The organism is Janthinobacterium sp. 344, from assembly GCF_900112025.1.
GTDB lineage: Bacteria > Pseudomonadota > Gammaproteobacteria > Burkholderiales > Burkholderiaceae_D > Janthinobacterium.
The window spans coordinates 66,774-88,836 of record NZ_FOKL01000011.1 but is presented as its reverse complement, the minus strand read 5'-3'; the positions used below and the strand labels follow the sequence as shown (position 1 = coordinate 88,836).

Genomic DNA, 22,063 nt, shown 5'->3' with positions numbered 1-22,063 from the left:
CTTGTTTCATTCTGTCATTTTGCCGCGGCACCCGGCCGTGGTTTCGGCGGCAGCACGATGCGCAAGGCATTCTGCACTTCCACCATGCCCGTGGCGTTGTTCGCCTTCATGCCCACGCCATGGATGCGCGAGGCGCCCGTCAGGATATCGACAGGCACATCCGTTTCCATCCGTTCCTCGTCCGGGTACACCGTCAGCGCTTCCGTCTTCAGGGTCAGGTTCTGCGCCTTCGGACTGGCCACGCGGTCGACCACGACCTTGCGGTGCAGTTGCAGCCGGGTATTGTTCTGGTCGATATGCGCCAGTTCCGCGTTCATGTTCATCGGCGGCATGTCGGGCGTCAACTTGCGCACGAACGGCTGGTCGATATCGGATGAATCGTCGGCCGGATAATGCGTGAGCTTGGTACCCGACACGATATAGCTGGGCTTGCCCGTCAAGTCCATGCGCACCAGGCTGAAATTGGTGATGAAATAGTCGGGCTCATTCACATTCTTGCTGGCATTGATATCCTGGGCATTCTTGTTCATCACCTCGAGCAGCCAAAAGCTGCCCAGCGCGACGACCACCGCGCCCAGCACGGTAAAGATGATGCGCCAGCGATGGGCGCCTCCTGGCTTTTGCATAGTGCTTCACTCTCTCCAATGACACTGGCGGCAAGGCGCGCGCCTCACTCCAGGAACGGCGCCATGACGCGCGCATAGTTGTCCTGGGCGCGCAGCAGGAATTCGCAGATCTCGCGTGCCGCGCCGCGGCCGCCGCCCGCCTGCGTCACGTAATGCGCCATGGCCTGCACTTCCGGACGGCCGCCCGGCACGCTGACGGCAAAGCCGACGCGGCGCAGGATGGGCGCATCGATGACATCGTCGCCGATATAGCCGCATTGCTCTTCCGTCAAACCCGTCAGCGCCAGCAGTTCGCGGAACGGCGTCAGCTTGTCGTGGCCGCCCTGGTGCACATGGGTAAAGCCCAGGTCCTGCGCGCGGCGTGCCGTGATGGGCGAGCGGCGCGCGCTGATGATGGCCGTCTGCACGCCCGACTCCTGCAGCAGCTTGATGCCCAGGCCATCATACACATTAAACGTTTTCATCATCTCGCCGTCCGGGCCGAAATGCAGGCTGCCGTCGGTGAGCACGCCATCGACGTCAAAGATCATCAGTTTGACCTTGGCCGCGCGCGCCAGGTTGTCCGCCACGCTGTCCATCAGATCACCTTCGCTTGCGTCAGGTCATGGATATGCAGGGCGCCGACCAGCTTGCCGTCGGCATCGACCACCAGCATCTGGTTGATGCGGTACTGCTCCATCACGGCCACGGCATCGACGGCCAGGCGCTCGGGGGCGATGCTGCGCGGCTGCGCATGCATGACGTCGCGGATCGCCACTTGCGTGAAATCCTGCACGCGCTCGAACATGCGGCGCAGGTCGCCATCCGTAAACACGCCCACGGGACGGTTGTCCGCGTCGACGACGGCCGTCATGCCCATGCCCTTCCTGGTCATTTCTTCCAGCGCCTGCAGCAGCGACGCGTCGACCGGCACTTTCGGCACCTGCTCGCCGCTGCGCATGACATCGTGCACGTGCGTCAGCAGGCGGCGGCCCAGGGCGCCGCCCGGATGCGAACGGGCAAAATCTTCTTCCTTGAAACCGCGCAAGTCCAGCAAGGCCACGGCGATCGCGTCGCCCAGGGCCAGGGTGACGGTGGTGCTGGCCGTCGGCGCCAGGTTCAGCGGGCAGGCTTCTTTTTCAACAGAAATATCCAGGTGCACATCGGCCAGCTGGGCCAGGCTCGAGTTCGGCTTGCCCGTCATGGAAATGAGCACGCCGCCCATGCGCTTGACGACAGGCATGATGGCCATCAGTTCCGACGATTCGCCCGAGTAAGAGATGGCAATAAAGGCATCGTCCGACGTCACCATGCCCAGGTCGCCATGGGCCGCTTCGGCCGGATGCACGAACAGGGCCGGCGTGCCGGTGGACGCGAGGGTGGCGGCAATCTTGCGCGCGATGTGGCCGGACTTGCCGATGCCGGAGACGACGACTCGTCCTTTGCATTGCAGCAACAGGGCCACGGCGCGGCCGACGCTGTCGTCCGTGGCCAGGCGCGCGTGCAGCGCAACGATGGCGTCGGACTCGATCTGCAAGGTGGTGCGGGCCAGCGCGACAGCGCGCTCGGCCGTGGCTTGCATGTCAATTCGATCAAAAGCTTTCAGCATTGTTTTTTCATGGGTTACACTCATGCCCAAAGTATAAACGAATTAGGAAAGCAAAAAACTTGCCAGTCACAACAAACAACGATTTCACCTGAGCTCCCCGGGCAACCCATGTTTTCCTCGCTTGAACTGACCCTGATGTTACTTGGCAGCGCCGTGCTGGGCGTGGTCGCTTTCAGGATGTTGCATTTGCCGCCCATGCTGGGCTACCTGGCCGTCGGCATCGTCATCGGCCCCCATGCGCTGGGCCTGGCGGCGGAAAACGAGGCGAGCCACACCCTGGCCGAATTCGGCGTCGTCTTCCTGATGTTTTCCATCGGTCTGGAATTCTCTCTCCCCAAGTTTCTCGCCATGCGGCGCATCGTCTTCGGCCTGGGCATGGCGCAGGTGGTTACCACCATCGTCGCCACCGTCGTCTTTGGCTGGTTCGTCGGGCGCTACCTGTCCGCCTACATCCACCTGAGCTGGCAGGCGGCGTTTGCCCTGGGCGGCGCGCTGGCCATGTCGTCGACGGCCATCGTCTCGAAAATGCTCACGGAACGGCTGGAACTCGAAAGCGAACACGGCCGCAAGATCATCGGCATCCTGCTATTCCAGGACCTGGCCGTGGTGCCCCTGCTGATCCTGATTCCCGCCCTCACGCGCGATTCGGACAACCTGGCCGAAACCCTGGCCTGGGCCGGCGGCAAGGCCCTGGTCGTGCTCATCTTGCTGCTGTTCATCGGCCAGAAGATGGTGCGGGGCTGGCTGACCATCGTCGCCAAGCGCCGCTCGCAGGAATTGTTCATGCTCAACCTGCTGCTGATCACCCTGGGCGCCGCGTGGATCACGGAACGGGCGGGACTGTCGCTGGCCCTGGGGGCGTTTGTTGCCGGCATGCTCATTTCCGAGACGGAATTCAAGCACCAGGTGGAAGAGGATATCAAACCGTTCCGCGACGTGCTGCTGGGCCTGTTCTTCATCACCGTCGGCATGCTGCTCAATATCCGCGTGGTGCTCGACAACTGGTGGCTCGTCCTGCTCCTGCTGTGCGGCCCCGTGCTGCTGAAATTCGCCCTCATCGCGGGCCTGGCCAGGCTGTTCGGCTCATCGACAGGCGTTTCCTTGCGCACGGGCCTGGCGCTGGCACAGGCGGGCGAGTTCGGCTTCGTGCTGCTGAACCTGGCCGGCGGCATCAAGCTGATGGACCCGTTCGTCGTGCAGGTGGTGCTGGCCTCGATGGTGCTGTCGATGCTGGTGGCGCCCTTCCTCATCGCCAAGTCCGACGCCATCGTCATGAAACTGGCGGCCAACGACTGGATGATGCAATCGCTGGCGCTGACGAAGATCGCCACGCGCACCATGGCCGCGCAAAAGCACGTGCTGATCGCCGGCTTCGGGCGCAGCGGGCAAAGCCTGGCCACCCTGCTGACGGAAGAAAAGATCGAATACCATGCGCTGGACCTGGACCCGGAACGGGTGCAGGAAGCGCAGCTGGCCGGCGCGCACGTGTCGTATGGCGACGCGGGGCGGCGCGAAAGCCTGGTGGCGGCCGGCATCTACCGGGCCAGCGCCGTGGTGATCACGTATGCGAACACGCCGTCGGCGCTGCGGTTATTGCATTTGCTCAATGACATGGCGCCGACATTACCCGTCATCGTGCGCAGCCATGACGACAGCGACCTCGACCAACTGAAGAAGGCGGGCGCGGCCGAAGTGGTGCCGGAATTGATGGAAGGCAGCCTGATGCTTGCTTCACACGCGCTGATCATGATGGGCGTGCCCCTGCGCCGCGTGGTGCACCGCGTGCAGGCCGCGCGCGAGGAGCGCTACGCCTCGCTGCGCGGCTATTTCCACGGCACCAGCGACGCGGGCGACGATGCGGAACTGGAACGCCTGCACACCGTCACCGTGGGCGACGATGCGCACTGCGTGGGCTTGCCGCTGAGTACGATCGACGTGGCGGGCTGCGGCGCGGCTGTGACGGCCATTCGCCGTGGCCGCGGCCGCCTGGAAATCACGCCCGAGACCCAGCTGGCCAGCGGCGATGTGGTGGTGCTGCGCGGCACGGCCGATGCCGTGGCAAAAGCGGAAACCTTGCTGTTGAAATAATTATTCTGTTGCCGCCTGCCAGCTGACGACCTGGTTGCGCCCCGCCGCCTTGGCCTGGTACAGGGCCTGGTCGGCATGCGCCACCAGTTGCTGCGCCACCGTTTCGATGGGCAGCAGCGCCGCATCCACCCCGAGGCTAGCCACGCCGATCGACACGCTGACCCACGTCTGCGTACTGCCGGGCAAGTCGAACATGGTATCGGCGATGCTGGCGCGGATGCGTTCGGCCACGAAGGTGGCGCTGTCGAGGTCGGCATCGATCAGCAGCACGACGAATTCCTCGCCGCCAAAACGACCCAGCGCATCGGAGCGGCGCAATTCCTTGCGGATGCGCGTGGCCACTTCGCGCAGCACTTCATCGCCGCCCTGGTGGCCATGCGTGTCATTGACCGCTTTAAAATGGTCGATATCGATGTACATGCATGAAATGCAATAATTCTGGCGCCGCGCGCGGGCGATCTCTTCCAGCAGGCGCCGGTCGATATAGCGGCGGTTGTAGACGCCCGTCAGCGAATCGGTGAGGCCGATGTATTTCAGCATCTCATTGCTGATCACGTTTTCCAGGCAAATGGCGATGATGGACGCCATGTGCTTGATGAAATCCGTGCCCAGCACGGGCGTGAAGCGCGTCACGTCGCTGCTGGCCAGGTTCAGGCTGCCGATCAGGCGCTTGTTGCGCAGCAAGGGGACCAGCGCCACGCTGCGCAAGGGCGCGTCGATTTGCGGAAAGCGGGGGCCATGCACGGCCGCATCGAACTTTCCCAGCAATGGGAGCGGCGGCAAGGCCGCCTCGCCCTCGGCCACGGGCAGCGGCGGCGCAAAGCCCAGCTGCGCCACTTCATGCACGAACAGCAATTGCGGAAAGGCGCTGAAATCAACCCCCAGCTTTTCCATCACCAGCACGATATCGTCGTCCTCGTCGAGCAGGCTCAAGGTGACGCCGTCGAGATCGGAAATGACGGGCAAGGTGCGAAAGATGGTGCCGATCAGCTCGGGAAACGTGGACGCGCCGACGATTTCCAGGTCAAACGCCTGATGGCGGCACATGATGTCGTGGTTGCGTTCGACCTGTTCCAGCAAGAAAGCCATGCGCGCGCGCAAAGCCTGGTTCTCGGCTTCGAGACTGGCAATGCGCTGCTCCGGCGCGGCGGCGTCACGCCCCTGCTGGCCTGGCTCTGGCGATATTGCTTGATTCATAGAAACCTTAAACCCTTCTGTGCGGGCGCCGCGCTTAAAATGCCAGTTCGAAACCGATTTCCTGCCCCACCACGATACGCTCATCGCCGCCGGCCGTGACGATGGCGTTCATGCCGAAGCAGATGGCGCCGTCCAGCTCCGGCTTGGCGCGGTAGCCATGCATGACGTCGAGCGGGTCCGGCCCCGGCACGCCCGTTTCCTGGTCCACCGAGGGGATGGGGCAGCGCGAGCACGGTTTGACGGGTTTCAAGGTGGTGGCGCCGAACTGCAGGAAGGCGGCGTAATCCTCCTCGAAGGCGCCGATGTCGCCGATGACCAGGTTGGGGCGGAAGCGGTTCATCGGCAGCGGGTCGCGGCCGGCGGCGCGCAGCTTGTCATTCACATCATCGAGCGAAGCGGCGCCCGCGATCAGCACGGGATAGCCATCGGCAAACATGGTCGAGGCGGCAACGCCGTCCGTCCAGGTGGTGCTGGTGGCGCGCACCACGTCCGGGTGGAAGCGCGCCAAACGGCACGGCACGCCGATAGCCTGGGAAAACCAGGTGGCCGTGACCTCGTCGCAATCATAGGCGCGCAGCGTGTCATCCCATACTTGCACGTCCAGCATGGGCGCCAGCTGCGGATGCGGCAAGCCCAGCTCGATTTCCAGGCGCAGCATGCCGGGGGCGCGCAGTTCCAGGGTCGTGGCCTTGATGCGCGGCACGATCAGCGCCATGCGCGGATGTTCGCGCTGCGTCAGGAAGCGGCCCTGCGCATCGACCACCATCCATTCGCGGTCAAACACGTGCTCGCTCATCAGGCCCGACGAGGTCAGGACGGCTTCCTGCAAACGGATGCCGGCGCAGGATTTGATGGGGTACAGGATGATGTCGGACAGGATAGCCATGGACAAGGGACGAGGAACAGTGAAGCTGCTTCTGCCAGGAAATTAATCAGAAGCGAAGTATGGCAGCAAAGCGGGCAAGCGTAAATCAGCCAGGCTCAGCCGATGAGGCCGGCCTGGCGCGGCAGGGATCAATACGTGTAGAAAATACGCTGGATTTCCTGCGTGCTGTTGGTCTTGGTCAAGGCCAGCATCAGCAGGATGCGGGCTTTCTGCGGGTTCAGGGTGTCGGAGACGACACTATCGAGTTCATCGTCATTGGCTTCGCCATTGCGCGCCACGATGCCTTGGCCGACGCGGCTGGAACGCACGATCAGCACGCCCTTCTGGCGCGCTTCCACGAGGGCCGGCTTCATCTGCGCGGCCACGCTGCCATCGCCCACGCCCGCGTGGATGATGCCCTTGGCGCCGGCGGCAATGAAGGCGTCCATGCCGACGCGGTTCATGTTGGCATAGCCATACACGATGTCCACTTGCGGCAAGGCATCGAGCTTGCTGATGTCAAATTCCGATTCCAGCGTGTGCTTGCGCGTCGACTGGCGGTAGAAAAAGGCCTTGCTGCCCTGGATGTAGCCCAGCATGCCCAGTTCCGGCGACTTGAAAGTGTCCGTCGTCGAGGTATTCGTTTTCGTCACTTCGCGCGCGGCGTTGATCTGGTCGTTCAAGGCCACCAGCACGCCCTTGCCCACGGCTTCCTTGCTGCCAGCCAGCATGACGGCGTTGTACAGGTTGATGGGGCCGTCGGCGGAAATGGCCGTCGACGGACGCATGGCGCCCACGACCACGACCGGCTTGTGGCTTTTCACCGTCAGGTTCAGGAAATACGCCGTCTCTTCGATGGTATCCGTGCCGTGCGTGACGACCACGCCATCCACGTCGGGCGAGGCCAGCAGCACGTTGATGCGCTTGGCCAGGGTCAGCCAGTGGGTATTGCCCATGCTTTCGCTGGCGATCTGGAACACTTGCTCGCCCGTCACGTGAGCCACTTTTTTCAGTTCCGGCACGGCCGCGATCAAACGGTCCACGCCCACGGTGGCCGACGTGTAGCCCACGGTGGTGGTGCTGTCGGCGCCGCTGCCGGCGATGGTCCCGCCCGTGGCCAGGATCACCACGTTCGGCAATTTGACGGCCGCCTGCTGCGCGCGCGCGGGAGCGGTGGCCATAAAGCCCATCAGCACGGTGGCCAGCATCAGCTGTGCACAAGAATGGAAGTGACGTGAAAACATGGTGCTCCTGTTCGGTGATATGTCAAAGATAACAAAGTCGTGTGCAAATTATATGTCATTCATGCCGGGGAAAATCCCCAATTCATGCGTAGCGGGCAAACGTGCGCGCCCGTGTCTGCGCTACAGTGGTGCCATGTCCACACTGCGCCCCTTACGCTCCTGCCTCGTGCTGCCGCTTGTCTTGATGGCGCTGGGCGCCTGCTCCACGCAAATCGAACTGCGCACGGCGGCGCAGCAGGAACAGTTCGCGCAGGAGGCGGCCCGCCAGGGCGACTGGGAGCAAGCCATGCGCAGCTACGCGGCGGCGGCCGAGAATGCCGAACTGGGTCATGGCGACTTCGCTTGGCAGGCGCGGCTGCATCACCAGGCGGGACGCGCCGCCAGCGCAGCCTGCCGCGACGACGCGGCCGAATTCCATTTTCGGCAAGCCATCGCGCTGGCAAAGAAGGGCGAACCATCGAGCGCACTCAGCTACAAGGCACTGATCGACCACGATGAACGCCAGGGCAAGGCGACGCAAGCCCTGGCGGTGCGCAATGAACCGGGCTGGCACCAGCCGCGGGCGCCGGGCGCATTGGCCGACCGCGAATCGCTGCCGGTGGGCAAGCCTTGCGGAGTCCCCCGATGAGCATCACGCGCGCGCTGCTGGCCCTGGCCGCCCTCTGCGCCGGCATGGCGTCCGCGTGCGCCGCCGAGCCGGCATTACCCTTATGGGAAGCGGGCGTCTTTGGCGGCACGGCCGTCACGCCCGCCTATCCGGGCGCCAGCGAGCACTCGGCACGCACGCTGGCCCTGCCCTTTGTCATTTATCGAGGCAAAGTCTTGCGCGCCGACCGCTCCGGCGTGGGCGCGCGCCTGCTGGAGACGGACCGTCTCGGCTTCGATATCGGCTTTGCCCTGTCCTTGCCCGCCCGCTCCAGCGACGTGCCGGCCCGGCGCGGCATGCCGGACCTGGGCACCCTGGTGGAATTTGGCCCGCGCCTGACAATCAAGCTGGCCGAGCCGACGCCGCAGGGCCGCCTGAGCCTGGAATTGCCCTTGCGCGCCGTCATCGAAGCGCGCGGCGGCCTGCGCCGCCAGGGCGCCACCTTCGAGCCGCGCCTCGTCTACCGGCTGCAGGATGTGGAGCAGGCATGGCACGTCGACGCCAGCCTGGGCGCCGTGCTGGGCAATGCCGCCATCAACGACTATTTTTATGGCGTGGCCCCCGCGTTTGCCACCGCGCAGCGCCCATCCTACACGGCAAAAAGCGGGCTGATGCTGACCCGCCTGGGCCTCGGTGCTTCGTACCGGCTGCAGCGCGACTGGCGCGCCTTCGCCTTTGTGCGCTACGACAACTACACAGGCGCCGCCAACCACGCCAGTCCCCTGCTGCGCCAGAACAGCGGCACCTCGGCCGGCATCGGCCTGCTATGGACGTGGCGGCGCTCCAGCCGCATGGCCGTCGACTGAGGGTGGGGCCGGATAGCGTGGGAACACGGCGCTGGCCGGTCGGGTTTCTGGAAGGATATACACAATGCCGTCGGACTGCCTGAAGGCGGGACTGACGACATTCCGGTAAAACTGGGGCGGCACGTTGATGCAGCCATAAGAAATGCGATTATCAAGCGGCGTGGCGCTGGCCAGGCGCTGCAGCCGGCGTTCGCGTGCATTGCTGGTAACGACAGGATGCAGGGAAATGGCGGCGTCGTAATCGACCCACAAGACTTCCCCGCCATGCAGATTCTGGCCCAGCGACGCGACAAAGCGGCCAGCCGGCGTGGTGCGCTCCTCGGGCCGGATGTCGGCCAGCTTGCGCGTGCCGATGCCAGGTGCGGAGTCGTCGCCCGACGACTGTCCCAGCAAGGCGGGCGAGGCGCCGCGCAAGCCGCCGTCGGCGCTGAAGACAAATACCCTGGCGCCGTGCTTGTCAACGATAACGAACGGCAGGCGGCCATTATCGCCGGAATCGACGATCCAGTCCGCCAGCCTGCTGGCTTCGGCAGAGGCCGGCTCCAGTTTGAAGTCGGCCCGTCCCCCGGCCGCCAGCGCACATGGCGACGCAAGCACGATGCTCAGGGCGCATAGAAGGCCGCCCCATCGCCCGGCCATCAGTTGCGATCCTGTTTGCGCGGACGCAACACCGGCACATACGGCGGTGGCGGTGCTTCCAGCGGCGTGACAGGCGGCGCTGGCGGCGCCACCACTGGTACTGGCGGCAACACTGGCGGCACTGGCGGTGGCAGCGTGAATGTCGCATCAGGCGGCAAGGCCGGCGGCACCACCACCAGTGTCACCACCGGCGGCGGTGCAGGCGTCACCTTATTTGGCGGCACGACCACGGGCGGCAACTCCGGGACGGGCGGCACCAGGACGGGCGGCACGATGGCCGGTGGCGCGACCAAGGGCGGGATCACGGCGACCGGCGGGAGCACCACGGGAGGAACGGGCACGGGCGGGACGATGACCGGCGGCGCGACCACGGGTGGGGCAACCACGGGCGGATCGATGACCACGGGCGGGACGACGACGGGTGGAACAACCACCGGCGGCTCGACGATGGGCGGGACAACCACGGGAGGAACAAGCACCGGCGGCTCAACCACCACGGGCGGCTCGACGACCGGCGGGACGACCACGGGCGGGACGACGACGGGTGGAACAACCACGGGCGGCTCGACGACCACGGGAGGAACAAGCACCGGCGGCTCCACCACCACCGGCGGGACGACCGGCGGCACCGTCACCGCGGGGATCACGACCAGAGCACCATTCACGTAGGTAATTGCATAATTCGACGGCGTGAAGCTGCCGCCCGTCGCCTTACCGGGCGTAATCGCGTATGGTCCGGGCGCGGCGGCATCCGCAGCGGCGCCGGGGCTGGTGCCACTGACGCTGCCGATACTTTCGCCGTTCTGCAGCGCGCTCGACGTAAAACCGCTCAGGTCTGGCGTTTCGCCGTAAGTCTTGGTGACATTATTGGCGGTGATGCTCAATGGCGCAGGCGTGACCACCAGCACGCCATTGACATAGGTGATCGCATAGTTCGATGGCGTAAAGGTGCCCCCTGATGCATCGCCGGGAATGATGGCGTACGGCCCGGCGACCGGCGCCGTGGCCAGCGTGCCGGCGCTGGTTTCAGTCACGCTGCCGATGCTTTCGCCATTCTGCAGCGCGGTCGAGGCATACGCGGACAAGGTCGGGGTCTGGCCGTAGACCTTGCTCGCATCCATCGCCGTGATCGTCAACGGCGCCGGCGTTACTGCCAGCGCGCCGTTGACATAGGTGATGGTGTAATTCGATGGCGTGAAGGTGCCGCCGCCGGCCGCGCTGGGCACGATGGCGTACGGTCCGGCGACCGGCGCGGTGGCGGCGGCGCCGACGCTGGTCTCGGTCACATTGCCGACCGTTTCACCATTTTGCGTGCCGGCGTAGGTGAAGGCCGACAGGCTCGGCGTCTGGCCGTAGACTTTGCTGGCATTGGCCGCCGTTACCGTCAGCGCGGCCGGCGTGATGCTGGCGGCGGTCGATGCGCTGCTGTTGACCGTGTAGTTGCTGGCTTCCGCTCCCGTCAGGCCCATGCCGGTGCCCAGCACCGCCTTGTTGTTGCCGACATTCGGGTCAAGAAAGGTGGCCGAGCCGCCCGTATAGCTGACGCTCGCCGTATCGGCCGCCAGCACGCCGCTCAGGCTGCGGCTGGTGATGTCGGCGCTCTGGTTGCCGTCGTAGACTTTGCTGGCCGCGCCGATCGAGCCGAGGATGGCCAGCGCGCTGATGTTGGCCGAGCTGCTGCCGCTGCCGTTGCCGAACAGCGCGAAACGCGTGACGTCGGCGCCGCCCAGCTCATAGCCGCTGTAGGCCACAGCCTTGCCGGTGCCCGCATTCTTGTCGCTGAAGGTGGCGATGCCCGGTACCAGGGTAATGTCGCCACCGGCACGCGGATCGGCGACCAGCGCCAGGCTGGCGCCAGTCGTGGCGTCGTAGACCTTGTTCTCGGCGCGGGCGAAGACCCAGGCGCGCGCGTCGAGCGCGCCGACCACCTTGCTGCCGTAGTCTGCGATCTCGGCAACGGTGTTGCCATAGCCATTCGGATTGAAAAGAATCACCGTCTTGGCGCTGCTGACCTTGCCGATGCCGGCAAACACCACGGTACCGCCGGCAACGCCAGGGCCGGTGCCGTCATTGTCGGCACGCAATGTCACTTGCCCGCCATCGGCGCTCACTTCGCCGTTGATCGTGATGGTATGGTCGGCGATCAAGCTCACGGAGCCGCCACCGTTCGCGCTGAGTGCGTCATTGATATCGATATTATTGGCCGCCCGCATGGCGGTGGAACCACCGCCGTCCGTGGTCACTGCGCCATCGATGACGATGTTGCGCCCGGCATCGAGGCTCACTTGCGACCCGTTGCCGCTGGCCGTGATCGCGGCCGCGGCATTGAGCACCACATCGTTGAGGGCGATCAGTTTGATGCCGGAACCGGCGGTGCTGGCGGTAATCGCCGCATTGACCAGCACGTCGTGACCGGCATTCAATTCCAGCGTTTGCGGCGTGGTCCACGTCAGCGCGCTGCCTACCGTGATGTCATTCGTGGCGGTGATCACGCGGTTGCTGCTGGCCAGGCTGAGCGCCACCTGGGCCGGCGTTTCATCGCCACCAGCGAGCGCAATCGTATAGTTGACCGGATCGAGCAGCCAGGTGCCGGTCCTGCCTCGCGGCGCCAGCGTGTCGACATGCGCTCCATCGATGCGTACTACGGTCTTGCCCGAGGTTTCAATCAGGCCACCGTTGCCGGACAGCGCACCGCCGCGCGCCGTCAGCGTCCCGCCGAAGGTGGTGGTGCCATCGGACCATGCCACAATCTGGCCGCCATCGCCACGACTCACCGCGTCCGCATGCACCTCGGCGCCGTGCTCGATCGCCACGGAAGTCGCGTGCGCTTCCATGCCCTTGCCTTGATAATTGCCGCCGATCAGCACCGTGCCGCCGCCGGCATCGCCCGAAGCGTCGATGGCCGCCGTGCCGGTCAGCGCAAGGTGCTGGCCCAGCACCGTGACCTGGCCGCCGCGTTCCCCTGCGCCACGGCCCGATGCATCGAGCGTGCCGGCCTGCGTCACGCTGCCGCCGGCCGTATCGCCAAGCAGGCGAATCACGCCGTTGTGGTTTTCCAGCGTACGGGCGCGTATCACGCCGCTATTGTTGACGGCGCTGCCCAGCAGGCTGCCGGCGCCTTGGGCGCTGAGCATGACCTGGCCGCCGTCGGCCTGGATCAGGCCGCCGTTCTGCGCCAGCGCGCCGAGCGCGCCGCGATCGACCGTGACGTTGAGCAACTGTCCGCCCAGCACATCGAGCGTGACGGCGCTGCCGGCGGCCAGCGCCACCATGCCGCGGTTGGCGATGATGCTGCCCTGGTTATCGACCTTGCCGCCGACCAGCGCCACATAGCCGCCGTTCGCATTGATCGCGCCCTGGTTGACGATGGCGCCATTGGCGTTGCCGCTGAACTGGTAGCGCCCGGCCATGAAATCGCTGTCGCTCAGCCCCAGGGTCGAGCCGACCAGGCCGCCCACGTTGACCGACGCGCCCTTGCCGAACAAAATGCCGTTCGGATTAATGAGGAACACCTTGCCGTTCGCGCTGAGGTTGCCCAGGATGCTGGACGGATCGCTGCCGGTGACGCGGTTGAGCGCCACCGCATTGCTGTTCGGCTGCACGAACTGCACGCTTTCGCCGGCGGCGATACTGAAATTTTGCCAATTGATCGCCACGTTCTGCGTCGATTGATTGATCACCATGCTGCCTGGCTTGCTGTTATTGATGGTGGCGCCGCCGGCCGTCACGCTACCGGCGGGCGGCAACGCATGGACGTTGGCGCCGAGCGCCATCATCAGCGATACCGACAGGGTCTTCAAGGCGAACATGGCAGCGCTGGCGGTGGTGCTGCCGCGTACCGACGACGAAGCCTTGCCGGCGCTGCTGGTGTTTTCGGAAACGGCGACATAGGCGCCGGTCTTTTCATTCCATATCGAGCGGTAAATGTGGTTCATGGTGTCTCTCTGTTCTGTGTTGGGCGTGATGGATCGGACTGTGCGTGGATGACCGCTGGCTTAGAAATACTTCACCGCCTGGATCCAGAAGCGTCCGCCCTTGTCCGGTGCCGAGGTGGCCACAGCGCCGCCCAGCTTGTGCGCGTAATACGTGCGCACCACGAAATCACTGTTGTTAGCCCAGCTCAGGCCGATACCGGCACCGCTCAAGGTGCGTTTGTTGTCACCGGCCGCCCACTGGTTCTTGTTCAGCGAGACGGTACCGGTATCGACAAAGCCGATCAGCTGCATCTGCCCTGGCATGTTCGATGGCAGCGGCGGCAGTCGCAGGCGCGCTTCCAGGTTCAGCACATAACCCTGGTCGGCATACGCCTCGCCTTCCGGATAGGCACGCACGCCGCTGATGCCGCCCAGCTCCATGCGTTCCGACACGTCCAGGTTTTTCGACGCCAGCTGGCCATTCACGGCCGCATACAGCGACACCGCGTCGCTGACGTTTTGCAAGCGCGTCGCGCTGAAGGCCAGCTTGTGGTAGCCGCCGTTGCTGCGCGCCGTCAAGGCGTCAAACGCGCGCACATCGGCCGTCTGGATGTCGAGGTCGCCGCTGGTCAGCGCCAGCGCGTAATTGCTGATGCCGCCGCCGCCGAGATTGTCGCGGTGGTCGCCAAACAGGCCGATGGTGGCGGCGCGCACTTTTTTATCGTTGACGATGGCCGCCACCTGGACCTTGTCCTGGAAGGTCTTGTCGTCATACGACAGCTGCGCATACAGATTGCTGTCGCGCGAACGGATCAGCGGATAACTGCCGTAGATGCCGGCAATTTTCGCCGTGCCCTTGGCGTCGAGGCTGTCGAATTCCTTGCCCAGCTTGTAATCGAGCCGGCTGTATGCGGCCCCCACCGTGGCGCGGCCCACCTGCAGCTGGTACGACGCGCGCGCATATTTCAGGCCGTCGCCGGAGGTCAGCACGCGCAAGGTCGCCACGTCGCCCAGGCCGAACGGCTGGTTCAGGTTGATCGTGCCGCCGATGCGGTTGGCCCCCGTATAGCGGCTGCCGGCATTGTCGGCATCGATGCTGCCGGTCACGCGCTGGCCGGGCTGGACATCGACCAGCAGGTCGGAGGTGCCGGGCGTGGCGCCGGGCGCCAGGGTCGACTTGACGAGCACCCCGGGCAAGTCCGACAGCAGCAGCAGGCGCTGCTCCAGCGGCTCGCGCATCACCGTGTCGCCGCTGTCGATGCCAGCCAGCAGCGCCCCCACCCTGCCGTCGGACATATTCGTCTGGTTCTTCAGGCCGATCTGGCCATATTGCCCTTCCAGCACCGCGATCGTGACTACCCCATCCTGGATATCCTGCGCGGGCAGGTAAGCCTGGGCGATGAAATAACCGTTGCGGCGGTACGCTTGCTCGATCGTCAAGGCCATGGCGTTCAGTTCGGCCACCGTCAGCTGGCTGCCGGGCTGGAACCCGGTCAGGGCCAGCAGCGCCGCTTCCGGATAGGCTGCGGCCCCCGTCACGCGCAAGCGCCTGACCTCGATGCTGGCACCGGATGCGGGTGCAGCGGCCACCGGCTCGGCAGCCTGCTCGACGCGCAGGCGCGGCGGGACTTGCTGCAATGCCGGTGCTGGCGGAATCTGGTGCAACTGGCTGCCAGCGCTGGGTACCTGCTGTGCGAAAGCAATGCTCTGAGTGAGCGCCAACACGGCGAACGGCAGGAATTTGGTAGTGGACATGCTGGCCTCGATTTGAATGTTTTGCGAACTGTAAAATTTCATAGGTCCAATATTGCCATTTAGAAAAATCCATTTCTGCCGGGTACCGCACATAGCTTGTTTTGCCGGACACGCCAAAAACCCGGACAGCACGGGGCCAACTGGCGTTCCTGGCCGCCCCCTGTGCGCGCGATTGTGAAAAGGAAATTTGCTAAAATGCCGCTTGTCGTGTGGTTTAGCAACACAGACAGCAGCGTCTTTCAAAGACAACAGCGCCTGTCGCTCAACAATGTGCAGCCCGCCTATCTGACCAGAAGCGGCCGTTGCGAACCAAGGGCAGTAAGCATGAACGACATCTACCGTGCCGGCGACGCCGCGCGCGCAGGCCAGCCTGCGCTCCTGAAAACGGGTCTATTGCAGGAAGCCATCTTCAGCAGTCCTTATTTTTCCTGCGTCGCCACCGATGCGCAGGGCGTGATCCAGCTGTTCAATGTCGGCGCCGAGCGCATGCTGGGCTATCAGGCAAGCGATGTGATCGACCGCATTACGCCGGCCGGCATTTCCGATCCGGCCGAGGTCATCGCCCGCGCCGCCGCCCTCTCGCTGGAACTCGGTACCCCGATCGCCCCCGGTTTCGACGCGCTGGTGTACAAGGCGTCGCGCGGCATCGAAGACAGTTACGAGCTGACCTATGTGCGCAAGGATGGCAGCCGCTTCCCGGCCATCGTGTCGGTGACGGCACTGCGCGATGCGGACGACGCCATCATCGGCTATCTGCTGATCGGCACCGACAATACCGTGCGCAAGCATGCGGAACAGGAGCGCGAGCTGCTCAACCGCGTGCTCAGCGACAATAGCGTCGAGCTGGAAAACGCGCGCGCGCAAGCGGACAAGGCCAACCGCGCCAAGTCGGAGTTTCTGTCGAGCATGAGCCATGAATTGCGCACGCCGCTCAACGCGGTGCTGGGCTTTGCCCAGCTGATGGCGTCGGACACGCCGCCGCCCAGCGCCTCGCAGCAACGCTCGCTGGACCAGATCCTCAATGGCGGCTGGTATTTGTTGCGCCTGATCAATGAAATTCTCGACCTGTCGATGATCGAATCAGGGCGGGTCGCCATGTCGCGCGAGGCGATGGCGCTGACCGATGTCTTGCGCGACTGCCGCGCCATGATCATGCCGCAAGCGCAAAAGCGTCATATCACGCTGACCTTCCCTACACTCGCCCAGCCGTTCTACGTGCATGCGGACTTGACGCGCGTCAAACAAGTGGTCATCAACCTGCTGTCGAACGCGATCAAATACAACCGCACGGGCGGCAGTGTGCTGGTGGAATGCCAACAGCATGGCGAGCGGGTGCGACTGAGCGTGCGCGACACGGGCAATGGCTTGCGCAGCGAGCAACTGGCGCAATTGTTTCAGCCCTTTAACCGGCTGGGACAGGAAGCCGGCACCGAGGAAGGCACCGGCATCGGCCTGGTGGTGACCAAGCAACTGGTCGAACTGATGGGCGGCACCCTGGGGGTGGAGAGCGAGGTCGGGGTCGGCACCGTGTTCTGGATCGAACTAGCGGCCTCATCCGCTCCCGAGCTGCTGCACGGCGCGCAGGCGGCCGACATGGGCCACGGCGCATCGTGCGAGGCATCCTGCGATGCGCCGCGCCGCAAGGTGCTGTATGTGGAGGACAATCCAGCCAACCTGATCCTGGTCGAGCAACTGATCGCCCGCCGCAGCGACCTGGGCATGATCAGCGCCATCGATGGGCACCTGGGCATCGCGCTGGCGCGCCAGCACCAGCCCGACCTGATCCTGATGGACATCAACCTGCCCGGCATCAGTGGCACCGAGGTGCTGGGCTTGCTGCGCCTCGATCCGCTGACGGCGCACATTCCCGTCATCGCCCTGTCGGCCAACGCCCTGCCGCGCGACGTGCGCAAGGGCCTTGATGCCGGCTTCCTGCGCTATCTGACCAAGCCCATCAACGTACCCGAATTCATGGAGGCGCTCGACACGGCGCTCAGCATGACGGCAGCGCCGGCCGGGGGCGCCACAACGCCATAACGCGCCGCACGCGCGCCAGAAACAAAAAAACCTCGCAAGCTGCGAGGTTTTTTTTATCTGCCGGACGCTTAGACGTTGAACAGGAAGTTCAGCACATCGCCATCCTTGACCACGTATTCCTTGCCTTCGGCGCGCATCTTGCCCGCCTCCTTGGCGCCCGCTTCGCCCTTGTAGGTGATGAAGTCGTCGTAGGCGATGGTTTGCGCGCGGATGAAGCCGCGTTCGAAGTCGGTGTGGATCACGCCCGCCGCCTGCGGTGCCGTGGCGCCGACAGGGATGGTCCAGGCGCGCACTTCCTTCACGCCGGCCGTGAAGTAGGTTTGCAGGCCCAGCAGCTTGTAGCCGGCGCGGATCAGACGGTCCAGGCCCGGTTCTTCCATGCCCATGTCGGCCAGGAAGGCGCCCTTGTCGGCGTCGTCCAGGTCGGCGATTTCCGCTTCCAGCGCGGCGCAGATGGCGACGATGGGGGCGTTCTGCGATTGCGCGTAGGCCGTCAGCTGGTCCAGCAGCGGGTTATTCGTAAAACCCGTGTCCGAGACATTGGCCACGAACATGGCCGGCTTGGCCGTGATCAGGCACAAAGGCTTGATCAGTTCCATTTCGTCGGCGTCCAGGCCCATGGCGCGCACGGGTTTCGCATCGTTCAGGTAGGGCATCATGCGTTCCATGATGGCCAGCAGCTTGGCCGCGTCCTTGTCGCCCGAGCGGGCTTTCTTGTTTTCGCGGTGGATGGCTTTTTCCACGGTGCCCATGTCGGCCAGCGCCAGTTCGGTCTGGATGACTTCGATATCGTCGAGCGGATTGATCTTGCCGGCCACGTGGATGACGTTGTCATCTTCAAAGCAGCGCACGACGTTGACGATGGCGTCCGTTTCGCGGATGTGCGACAGGAACTGGTTGCCCAGGCCCTCGCCCTTCGATGCACCGGCCACCAGGCCGGCGATGTCGACGAATTCCACGATGGCGTTGACCATGCGTTCCGGCTTGACGATGGCGGCCAGCGCATCCATGCGCGGATCCGGCACTTCGACGACGCCGACGTTCGGCTCGATGGTGCAGAACGGATAGTTTTCAGCCGGGATGCCGGCTTTCGTCAGTGCATTGAACAGGGTGGACTTGCCGACGTTCGGCAAGCCGACGATACCGCATTGGAGACTCATGGAAAACCTTTAAATAATCAATATTGCCGGCAAGCGGCTGGTGCAAAACGGCCGTTGCGGGCGTTTTCTGGATAATCTTGCTGTATTAATGCTTGTAAGGGTCAATTGTACCTCTATGCACCCGACTCTTCAAAAAAACCGCCCTGGCGCGGCTAAGTGCCGCCATCGCCGTCATCGGGCTGCGACGCATCGAATTCCAGGATGTCGCCGGGCTGGCATTCGAGCATTTCGCAAATTTTCGACAGGGTATCGAAACGCACGCCGCGCACCTTGCCCGACTTTAACAGCGACAGGTTCTGCTCCGTGATGCCGATGAAGGCGGCCAGTTCCTTCGATTTGACTTTTTTCCTGGCCAGCACCAGGTCGAGGCGCACGACGATGCCCATCAGATGAACCCGCTGTTCTCGTCGGCCAGGCGCTGGCCTTCGTGCAAGATGTGCGCCAGTGCCAGGAACACCGTACACAGCAGCAAGGTCCACAGGTCGCCACCCGTGATGTCGATCACCAGGCGCAGCTGGCTCGTCCCCTCTTCCAGCAAGCCGAACAGCATGCCGCGCACGGTCGGCTCCAGCAAGGTCAAGAACGTTCCCAGCAGCAAGCCGCTGGCGAAGCGGCGAAAGTACGCTGTCACCTCGGGCGTGAAGTACACCCCTTGTTCGAACTGGCGCAGGACGCGGGCCAGCTGGCGCACGGCATCGCCCAGCACCAGCAGGGCCGGCAATGCCAGCGCCAGGCCCAGCGCCCGTTGCCACCACGGCATGGCCGCCAGCGAGGCGAATGGCTGGCCCTGCAGTTGCAATACCAGCTCATACATGCCGGCGCCGCCGACGGTGCCGTGCGCGGCCGGCGCGGGCGCCAGCCATCCCCATACCGTCAGCAGCAGGTACAAGAGGAAAAAGCTTGTGACGCCAAGGCGCACGCGCCGGCTCAGTATCGCTGGTCCTGACTGATTCTTTTTCATATTTAAAAGTAGACGAAAGTACCAAGTATGGCTAGAATAAATTATCGTAAAACAATAATTAAATCATGTTTTGCGACCATTTTAGCATGTTCACACGACGACATCGACTGGAGACACCATGAAAACCTTGCTTGCCACACTCGTTTGCAGCACCACCTTCCTGTTGGGCGGCACGGCCAGCGCCCATGACGTGAACGCCATGCTGCAGCAGGCGCTGGCCGACAAGAGCGTGCCGGCCATGGCCGTACTGCTCATCCGTGACGGCAAGGTCGAGTCGCAGGCGCAGGCGGGCGTGCGCGCCAATGATGGCCGGGAAGCCGTGCGCGCCGACGATGTGTGGAATATCGGTTCCGACGGCAAGGCCATGACGGTGACCCTGATCGCGCGCCTGGTGGAACGGGGCGTGCTGTCGTGGGATGCGCCGCTGTCCGCCATGCTGCCCGGGCTGAGCGCCGGCATGCGCGCCGACTACCGCGACGTCAACCTGATGGATCTGCTGGCGCACCGTGCCGGCCTGCCGCCGAATCCCGACGAGGCGTGGATCACTTCCACCTACACGGATACGCGCCCCTTGCCCCTGCTGCGCCTGGAGTATGCGCAGCGCGCGCTGGCCGACGCGCCAGTGGCCGCGCCGCGCGGCGAGTCGCATTACTCGAACAGCGGCGCCATGATCGCCGCCGCCATTGCCGAGCGGGCCACGGGCAAACCATACGAGGAACTGATGCAGGCGGAAGTGTTCGGCCCGTTGGGCATGCGAGCCGCCTTCGGCCCCACCGTGCGCGGGCAGAACCTGGGCCACAAGGAGGGCAAGCCGATTGCCGGCTTGATGGCCAGCAATCCGCTGATGATGGCGCCCGATGGGGAAATCCACCTGACCATGCAGGACTGGGCCAAGTTTGCGCTGGACCAACTGCAAGGCGAGCAAGGCAAGGGCAAGCTGCTCAAGCAGGAAACGTATGTCTTGCTGCACACGGCGCAGGGTGACACGAACGCGGCGCTCGGCTGGGGCGTGATGCACTTCCCGCCGCAGGCGCCGCAGCGCGTGCTCACGCACCTGGGCTCGAACGGCTACTGGCACGCGCTGATCGCGCTGGCGCCGGACAGCGGCGACGGCTTGCTGATTGCCGCCAACGCGGGCGAAGGCAGCAGCGCCCAGGCCAGCCAGCAGCAGATGGCAAAAACCATCATGGCCGGCTTCGGCAAGGCGGGGAAATAACTACGCGGTATGCAGTTTCATCGTCGCCGCCTCGAACTTGCCTTCGACGATCAGCGGCATGACTTGCAGGGACTTGTCGATCGCCTGCTCGATCAGCTCCTGGTCTTCGCGGCGCGGGCGGTGCAGCACGAAATCGGCCACCTGCTGCTGCAGGCTCAGGGTGCGCGGGTGGCCGATGCCCAGGCGCAAGCGCCAGTAATCCTGCGTGCCCAGCGCCGCCGTGATGTCTTTCAAGCCATTGTGGCCACCGGCCGAGCCGCCCTTTTTCAGGCGCGCGATGCCGGGCATCAGATCAAGCTCGTCGTGCACGACCAGCACTTCCTCGGCGGCAATCTTGAAAAAGCGCGCCAGCGCGCCCACGGACTGGCCCGAGCGGTTCATGAAGGTCAGCGGTTCGAGCAGCCAGACTTCCTTGCCGCCGATCGACGTCTTCGCCAGCATGGCGTTGTAGCGCGAGTCGCGCTGCAGGCGCGTGCCGGGCAGGCTGTTGGCGAGGTTGTCCACCAGCCAGAAGCCGGCATTGTGGCGGGTTTGTTCGTATTCGGGTCCCGGGTTGCCGAGGCCGACGATCAGGCGTATGGGCATGGCTGTGTCTGCAATGTAAAAGAAAGCATTATCGGTGAAAACAGGCGGAAAAAAACCCGCGCGGCGAACCTGGCGGGTTTTTCCTTGCAACTACCGCATTGCTGCGGCGGCAAAATTACTTCTTGTCGGCTTCAGCAGCAGCGGCTTCGGCTTCAGCAGCAACGTGACCAGCTGGTACCGATGCGGTAGCGATGGTCAGGTTGGCGCCGTGGGTGACAGCGGTCACGCCAGCTGGCAGGACCAGGTCGCCGACGTGCAGCGAGTGACCGACGTCGATGTTCGACAGGTCAACGTTGATGAATTCTGGCAGTTGGCCTGGCAGGCACGAAACTTCGATTTCGTTGGCTACGTGGCTGATGGTCGCGCCGTGCAGTTTGACTGCCGGGGAAACGTCAGCGTTGACGAAGTGCAGCGCCACTTTCACGTGGATAGCTTGCTTAGCGTCAACGCGCTGGAAGTCAGCGTGCAGGACCAGTTGTTTGTATGCGTGGACTTGGAAGTCGCGCAGCAGAACTTGCTGGGAAACGCCGTCGATTTCCAGATCCAGGATCGACGAGTGGAACACTTCTTTTTTCAACGCGTGGTACAGGGCGTTGTGATCCAGCGAGATCAGCACCGGGGCTTCAGCGCCACCGTAGACGATACCAGGGGTTTGGCCGGAAATGCGCAGGCGGCGGCTCGCTCCGGAACCTTGCAATTCGCGTTTGAATGCGATAACTTTCATGTGAAACTCCAA

General features: G+C 64.2%; 19 protein-coding genes. 5 read left to right on the top strand and 14 right to left on the bottom strand.

Going from position 1 to position 22,063, the window contains the following annotated elements; genetic code table 11:
• Nucleotides 1-14: 14 nt before the first annotated feature.
• Genes lptC through BM193_RS24235 form a run of 3 tightly spaced genes read right to left on the bottom strand, consistent with a single transcriptional unit; the run spans nt 15 to nt 2,214 of the window.
• Nucleotides 15-626 (bottom strand): LPS export ABC transporter periplasmic protein LptC, encoded by a 612-nt coding sequence (gene lptC, locus BM193_RS24245; protein ID WP_254786398.1) that lies wholly within the window; start codon nt 624-626, stop codon nt 15-17.
• A gap of 44 nt (nt 627-670) precedes the next feature.
• On the bottom strand, nt 671-1,204 hold the full coding sequence (locus BM193_RS24240) for a KdsC family phosphatase (protein WP_092801940.1): 534 nt from the start codon (nt 1,202-1,204) through the stop codon (nt 671-673).
• Complete coding sequence (locus BM193_RS24235; RefSeq protein ID WP_092801944.1) at nt 1,204-2,214, bottom strand: KpsF/GutQ family sugar-phosphate isomerase; 1,011 nt, start codon at nt 2,212-2,214, stop codon at nt 1,204-1,206. The genes BM193_RS24240 and BM193_RS24235 overlap by 1 nt, the downstream gene beginning before the upstream one ends.
• A gap of 108 nt (nt 2,215-2,322) precedes the next feature.
• Between BM193_RS24235 and BM193_RS24230 the strand changes: the two genes are divergently transcribed.
• Entirely contained in the window at nt 2,323-4,302 is a 1,980-nt protein-coding gene (locus BM193_RS24230; RefSeq protein WP_092801947.1) for a monovalent cation:proton antiporter family protein, read from the top strand.
• On the opposite strand, the gene BM193_RS24225 is transcribed toward BM193_RS24230, so the two are convergent.
• The 3 genes from BM193_RS24225 to BM193_RS24215 form a co-directional block, all read right to left on the bottom strand.
• The gene (locus tag BM193_RS24225) at nt 4,303-5,391 is read right to left on the bottom strand and encodes a GGDEF domain-containing protein (RefSeq protein WP_254786406.1); all 1,089 of its coding nucleotides are present in this window, start codon (nt 5,389-5,391) and stop codon (nt 4,303-4,305) included. It lies immediately after the preceding gene.
• Nucleotides 5,392-5,533: 142 nt separating this feature from the next.
• The gene (locus BM193_RS24220) at nt 5,534-6,385 is read right to left on the bottom strand and encodes an MOSC domain-containing protein (RefSeq protein WP_092801953.1); all 852 of its coding nucleotides are present in this window, start codon (nt 6,383-6,385) and stop codon (nt 5,534-5,536) included.
• 128 nt (nt 6,386-6,513) lie between these two features.
• On the bottom strand, nt 6,514-7,554 hold the full coding sequence (locus BM193_RS24215) for a type II asparaginase (protein WP_254786405.1): 1,041 nt from the start codon (nt 7,552-7,554) through the stop codon (nt 6,514-6,516).
• 187 nt (nt 7,555-7,741) lie between these two features.
• On the opposite strand from BM193_RS24215, the gene BM193_RS24210 reads away from it, so the two are divergent.
• Both BM193_RS24210 and BM193_RS24205 read left to right on the top strand, forming a co-directional pair.
• Nucleotides 7,742-8,236, top strand: coding sequence for a tetratricopeptide repeat protein (locus BM193_RS24210; protein ID WP_139176314.1), 495 nt, complete (start codon nt 7,742-7,744; stop codon nt 8,234-8,236).
• The gene (locus tag BM193_RS24205) at nt 8,233-9,060 is read left to right on the top strand and encodes a MipA/OmpV family protein (RefSeq protein WP_092801961.1); all 828 of its coding nucleotides are present in this window, start codon (nt 8,233-8,235) and stop codon (nt 9,058-9,060) included. Before BM193_RS24210 ends, BM193_RS24205 begins: the two co-directional genes overlap by 4 nt.
• Here the strand turns inward: BM193_RS24205 and BM193_RS24200 are convergent.
• Genes BM193_RS24200 through BM193_RS24190 form a run of 3 tightly spaced genes read right to left on the bottom strand, consistent with a single transcriptional unit; the run spans nt 9,019 to nt 15,368 of the window.
• Nucleotides 9,019-9,699 (bottom strand): hypothetical protein, encoded by a 681-nt coding sequence (locus BM193_RS24200; protein WP_092801964.1) that lies wholly within the window; start codon nt 9,697-9,699, stop codon nt 9,019-9,021. The two genes, BM193_RS24205 and BM193_RS24200, sit on opposite strands and share 42 nt — an antisense overlap.
• Nucleotides 9,699-13,634, bottom strand: a complete 3,936-nt coding sequence (locus BM193_RS24195) for a two-partner secretion domain-containing protein (protein ID WP_092801967.1) — start codon at nt 13,632-13,634, stop codon at nt 9,699-9,701. The genes BM193_RS24200 and BM193_RS24195 overlap by 1 nt, the downstream gene beginning before the upstream one ends.
• A 60-nt stretch (nt 13,635-13,694) precedes the next feature.
• Nucleotides 13,695-15,368 (bottom strand): ShlB/FhaC/HecB family hemolysin secretion/activation protein, encoded by a 1,674-nt coding sequence (locus BM193_RS24190; protein WP_092802193.1) that lies wholly within the window; start codon nt 15,366-15,368, stop codon nt 13,695-13,697.
• Between the two features lie 324 nt (nt 15,369-15,692).
• Here BM193_RS24190 and BM193_RS24185 point away from each other — a divergent pair, with 324 nt between their 5' ends.
• The gene (locus BM193_RS24185; RefSeq protein WP_092801969.1) at nt 15,693-17,405 is read left to right on the top strand and encodes a PAS domain-containing hybrid sensor histidine kinase/response regulator; all 1,713 of its coding nucleotides are present in this window, start codon (nt 15,693-15,695) and stop codon (nt 17,403-17,405) included.
• Between the two features lie 68 nt (nt 17,406-17,473).
• Here BM193_RS24185 and ychF read toward each other — a convergent pair whose 3' ends face one another.
• The 3 genes from ychF to BM193_RS24170 all read right to left on the bottom strand — a co-directional run bounded on the left by ychF (nt 17,474) and on the right by BM193_RS24170 (nt 19,484).
• Complete coding sequence (gene ychF, locus BM193_RS24180) at nt 17,474-18,565, bottom strand: redox-regulated ATPase YchF (protein ID WP_092801972.1); 1,092 nt, start codon at nt 18,563-18,565, stop codon at nt 17,474-17,476.
• Nucleotides 18,566-18,717: 152 nt separating this feature from the next.
• On the bottom strand, nt 18,718-18,951 hold the full coding sequence (locus BM193_RS24175) for a helix-turn-helix domain-containing protein (protein ID WP_092801975.1): 234 nt from the start codon (nt 18,949-18,951) through the stop codon (nt 18,718-18,720).
• Complete coding sequence (locus BM193_RS24170; protein WP_217638520.1) at nt 18,951-19,484, bottom strand: DUF2975 domain-containing protein; 534 nt, start codon at nt 19,482-19,484, stop codon at nt 18,951-18,953. The genes BM193_RS24175 and BM193_RS24170 overlap by 1 nt, the downstream gene beginning before the upstream one ends.
• A 160-nt stretch (nt 19,485-19,644) precedes the next feature.
• On the opposite strand from BM193_RS24170, the gene BM193_RS24165 reads away from it, so the two are divergent.
• Nucleotides 19,645-20,742, top strand: a complete 1,098-nt coding sequence (locus BM193_RS24165) for a serine hydrolase domain-containing protein (RefSeq protein ID WP_092801980.1) — start codon at nt 19,645-19,647, stop codon at nt 20,740-20,742.
• Here the strand turns inward: BM193_RS24165 and pth are convergent, their stop codons facing one another.
• A complete protein-coding gene (gene pth, locus BM193_RS24160; protein ID WP_092801983.1) occupies nt 20,743-21,327 on the bottom strand; it encodes an aminoacyl-tRNA hydrolase in 585 nt (194 codons plus the stop codon).
• A gap of 115 nt (nt 21,328-21,442) precedes the next feature.
• On the bottom strand, nt 21,443-22,051 hold the full coding sequence (locus BM193_RS24155; protein WP_070221672.1) for a 50S ribosomal protein L25/general stress protein Ctc: 609 nt from the start codon (nt 22,049-22,051) through the stop codon (nt 21,443-21,445).
• Between the last annotated feature and the right edge of the window lie 12 nt (nt 22,052-22,063).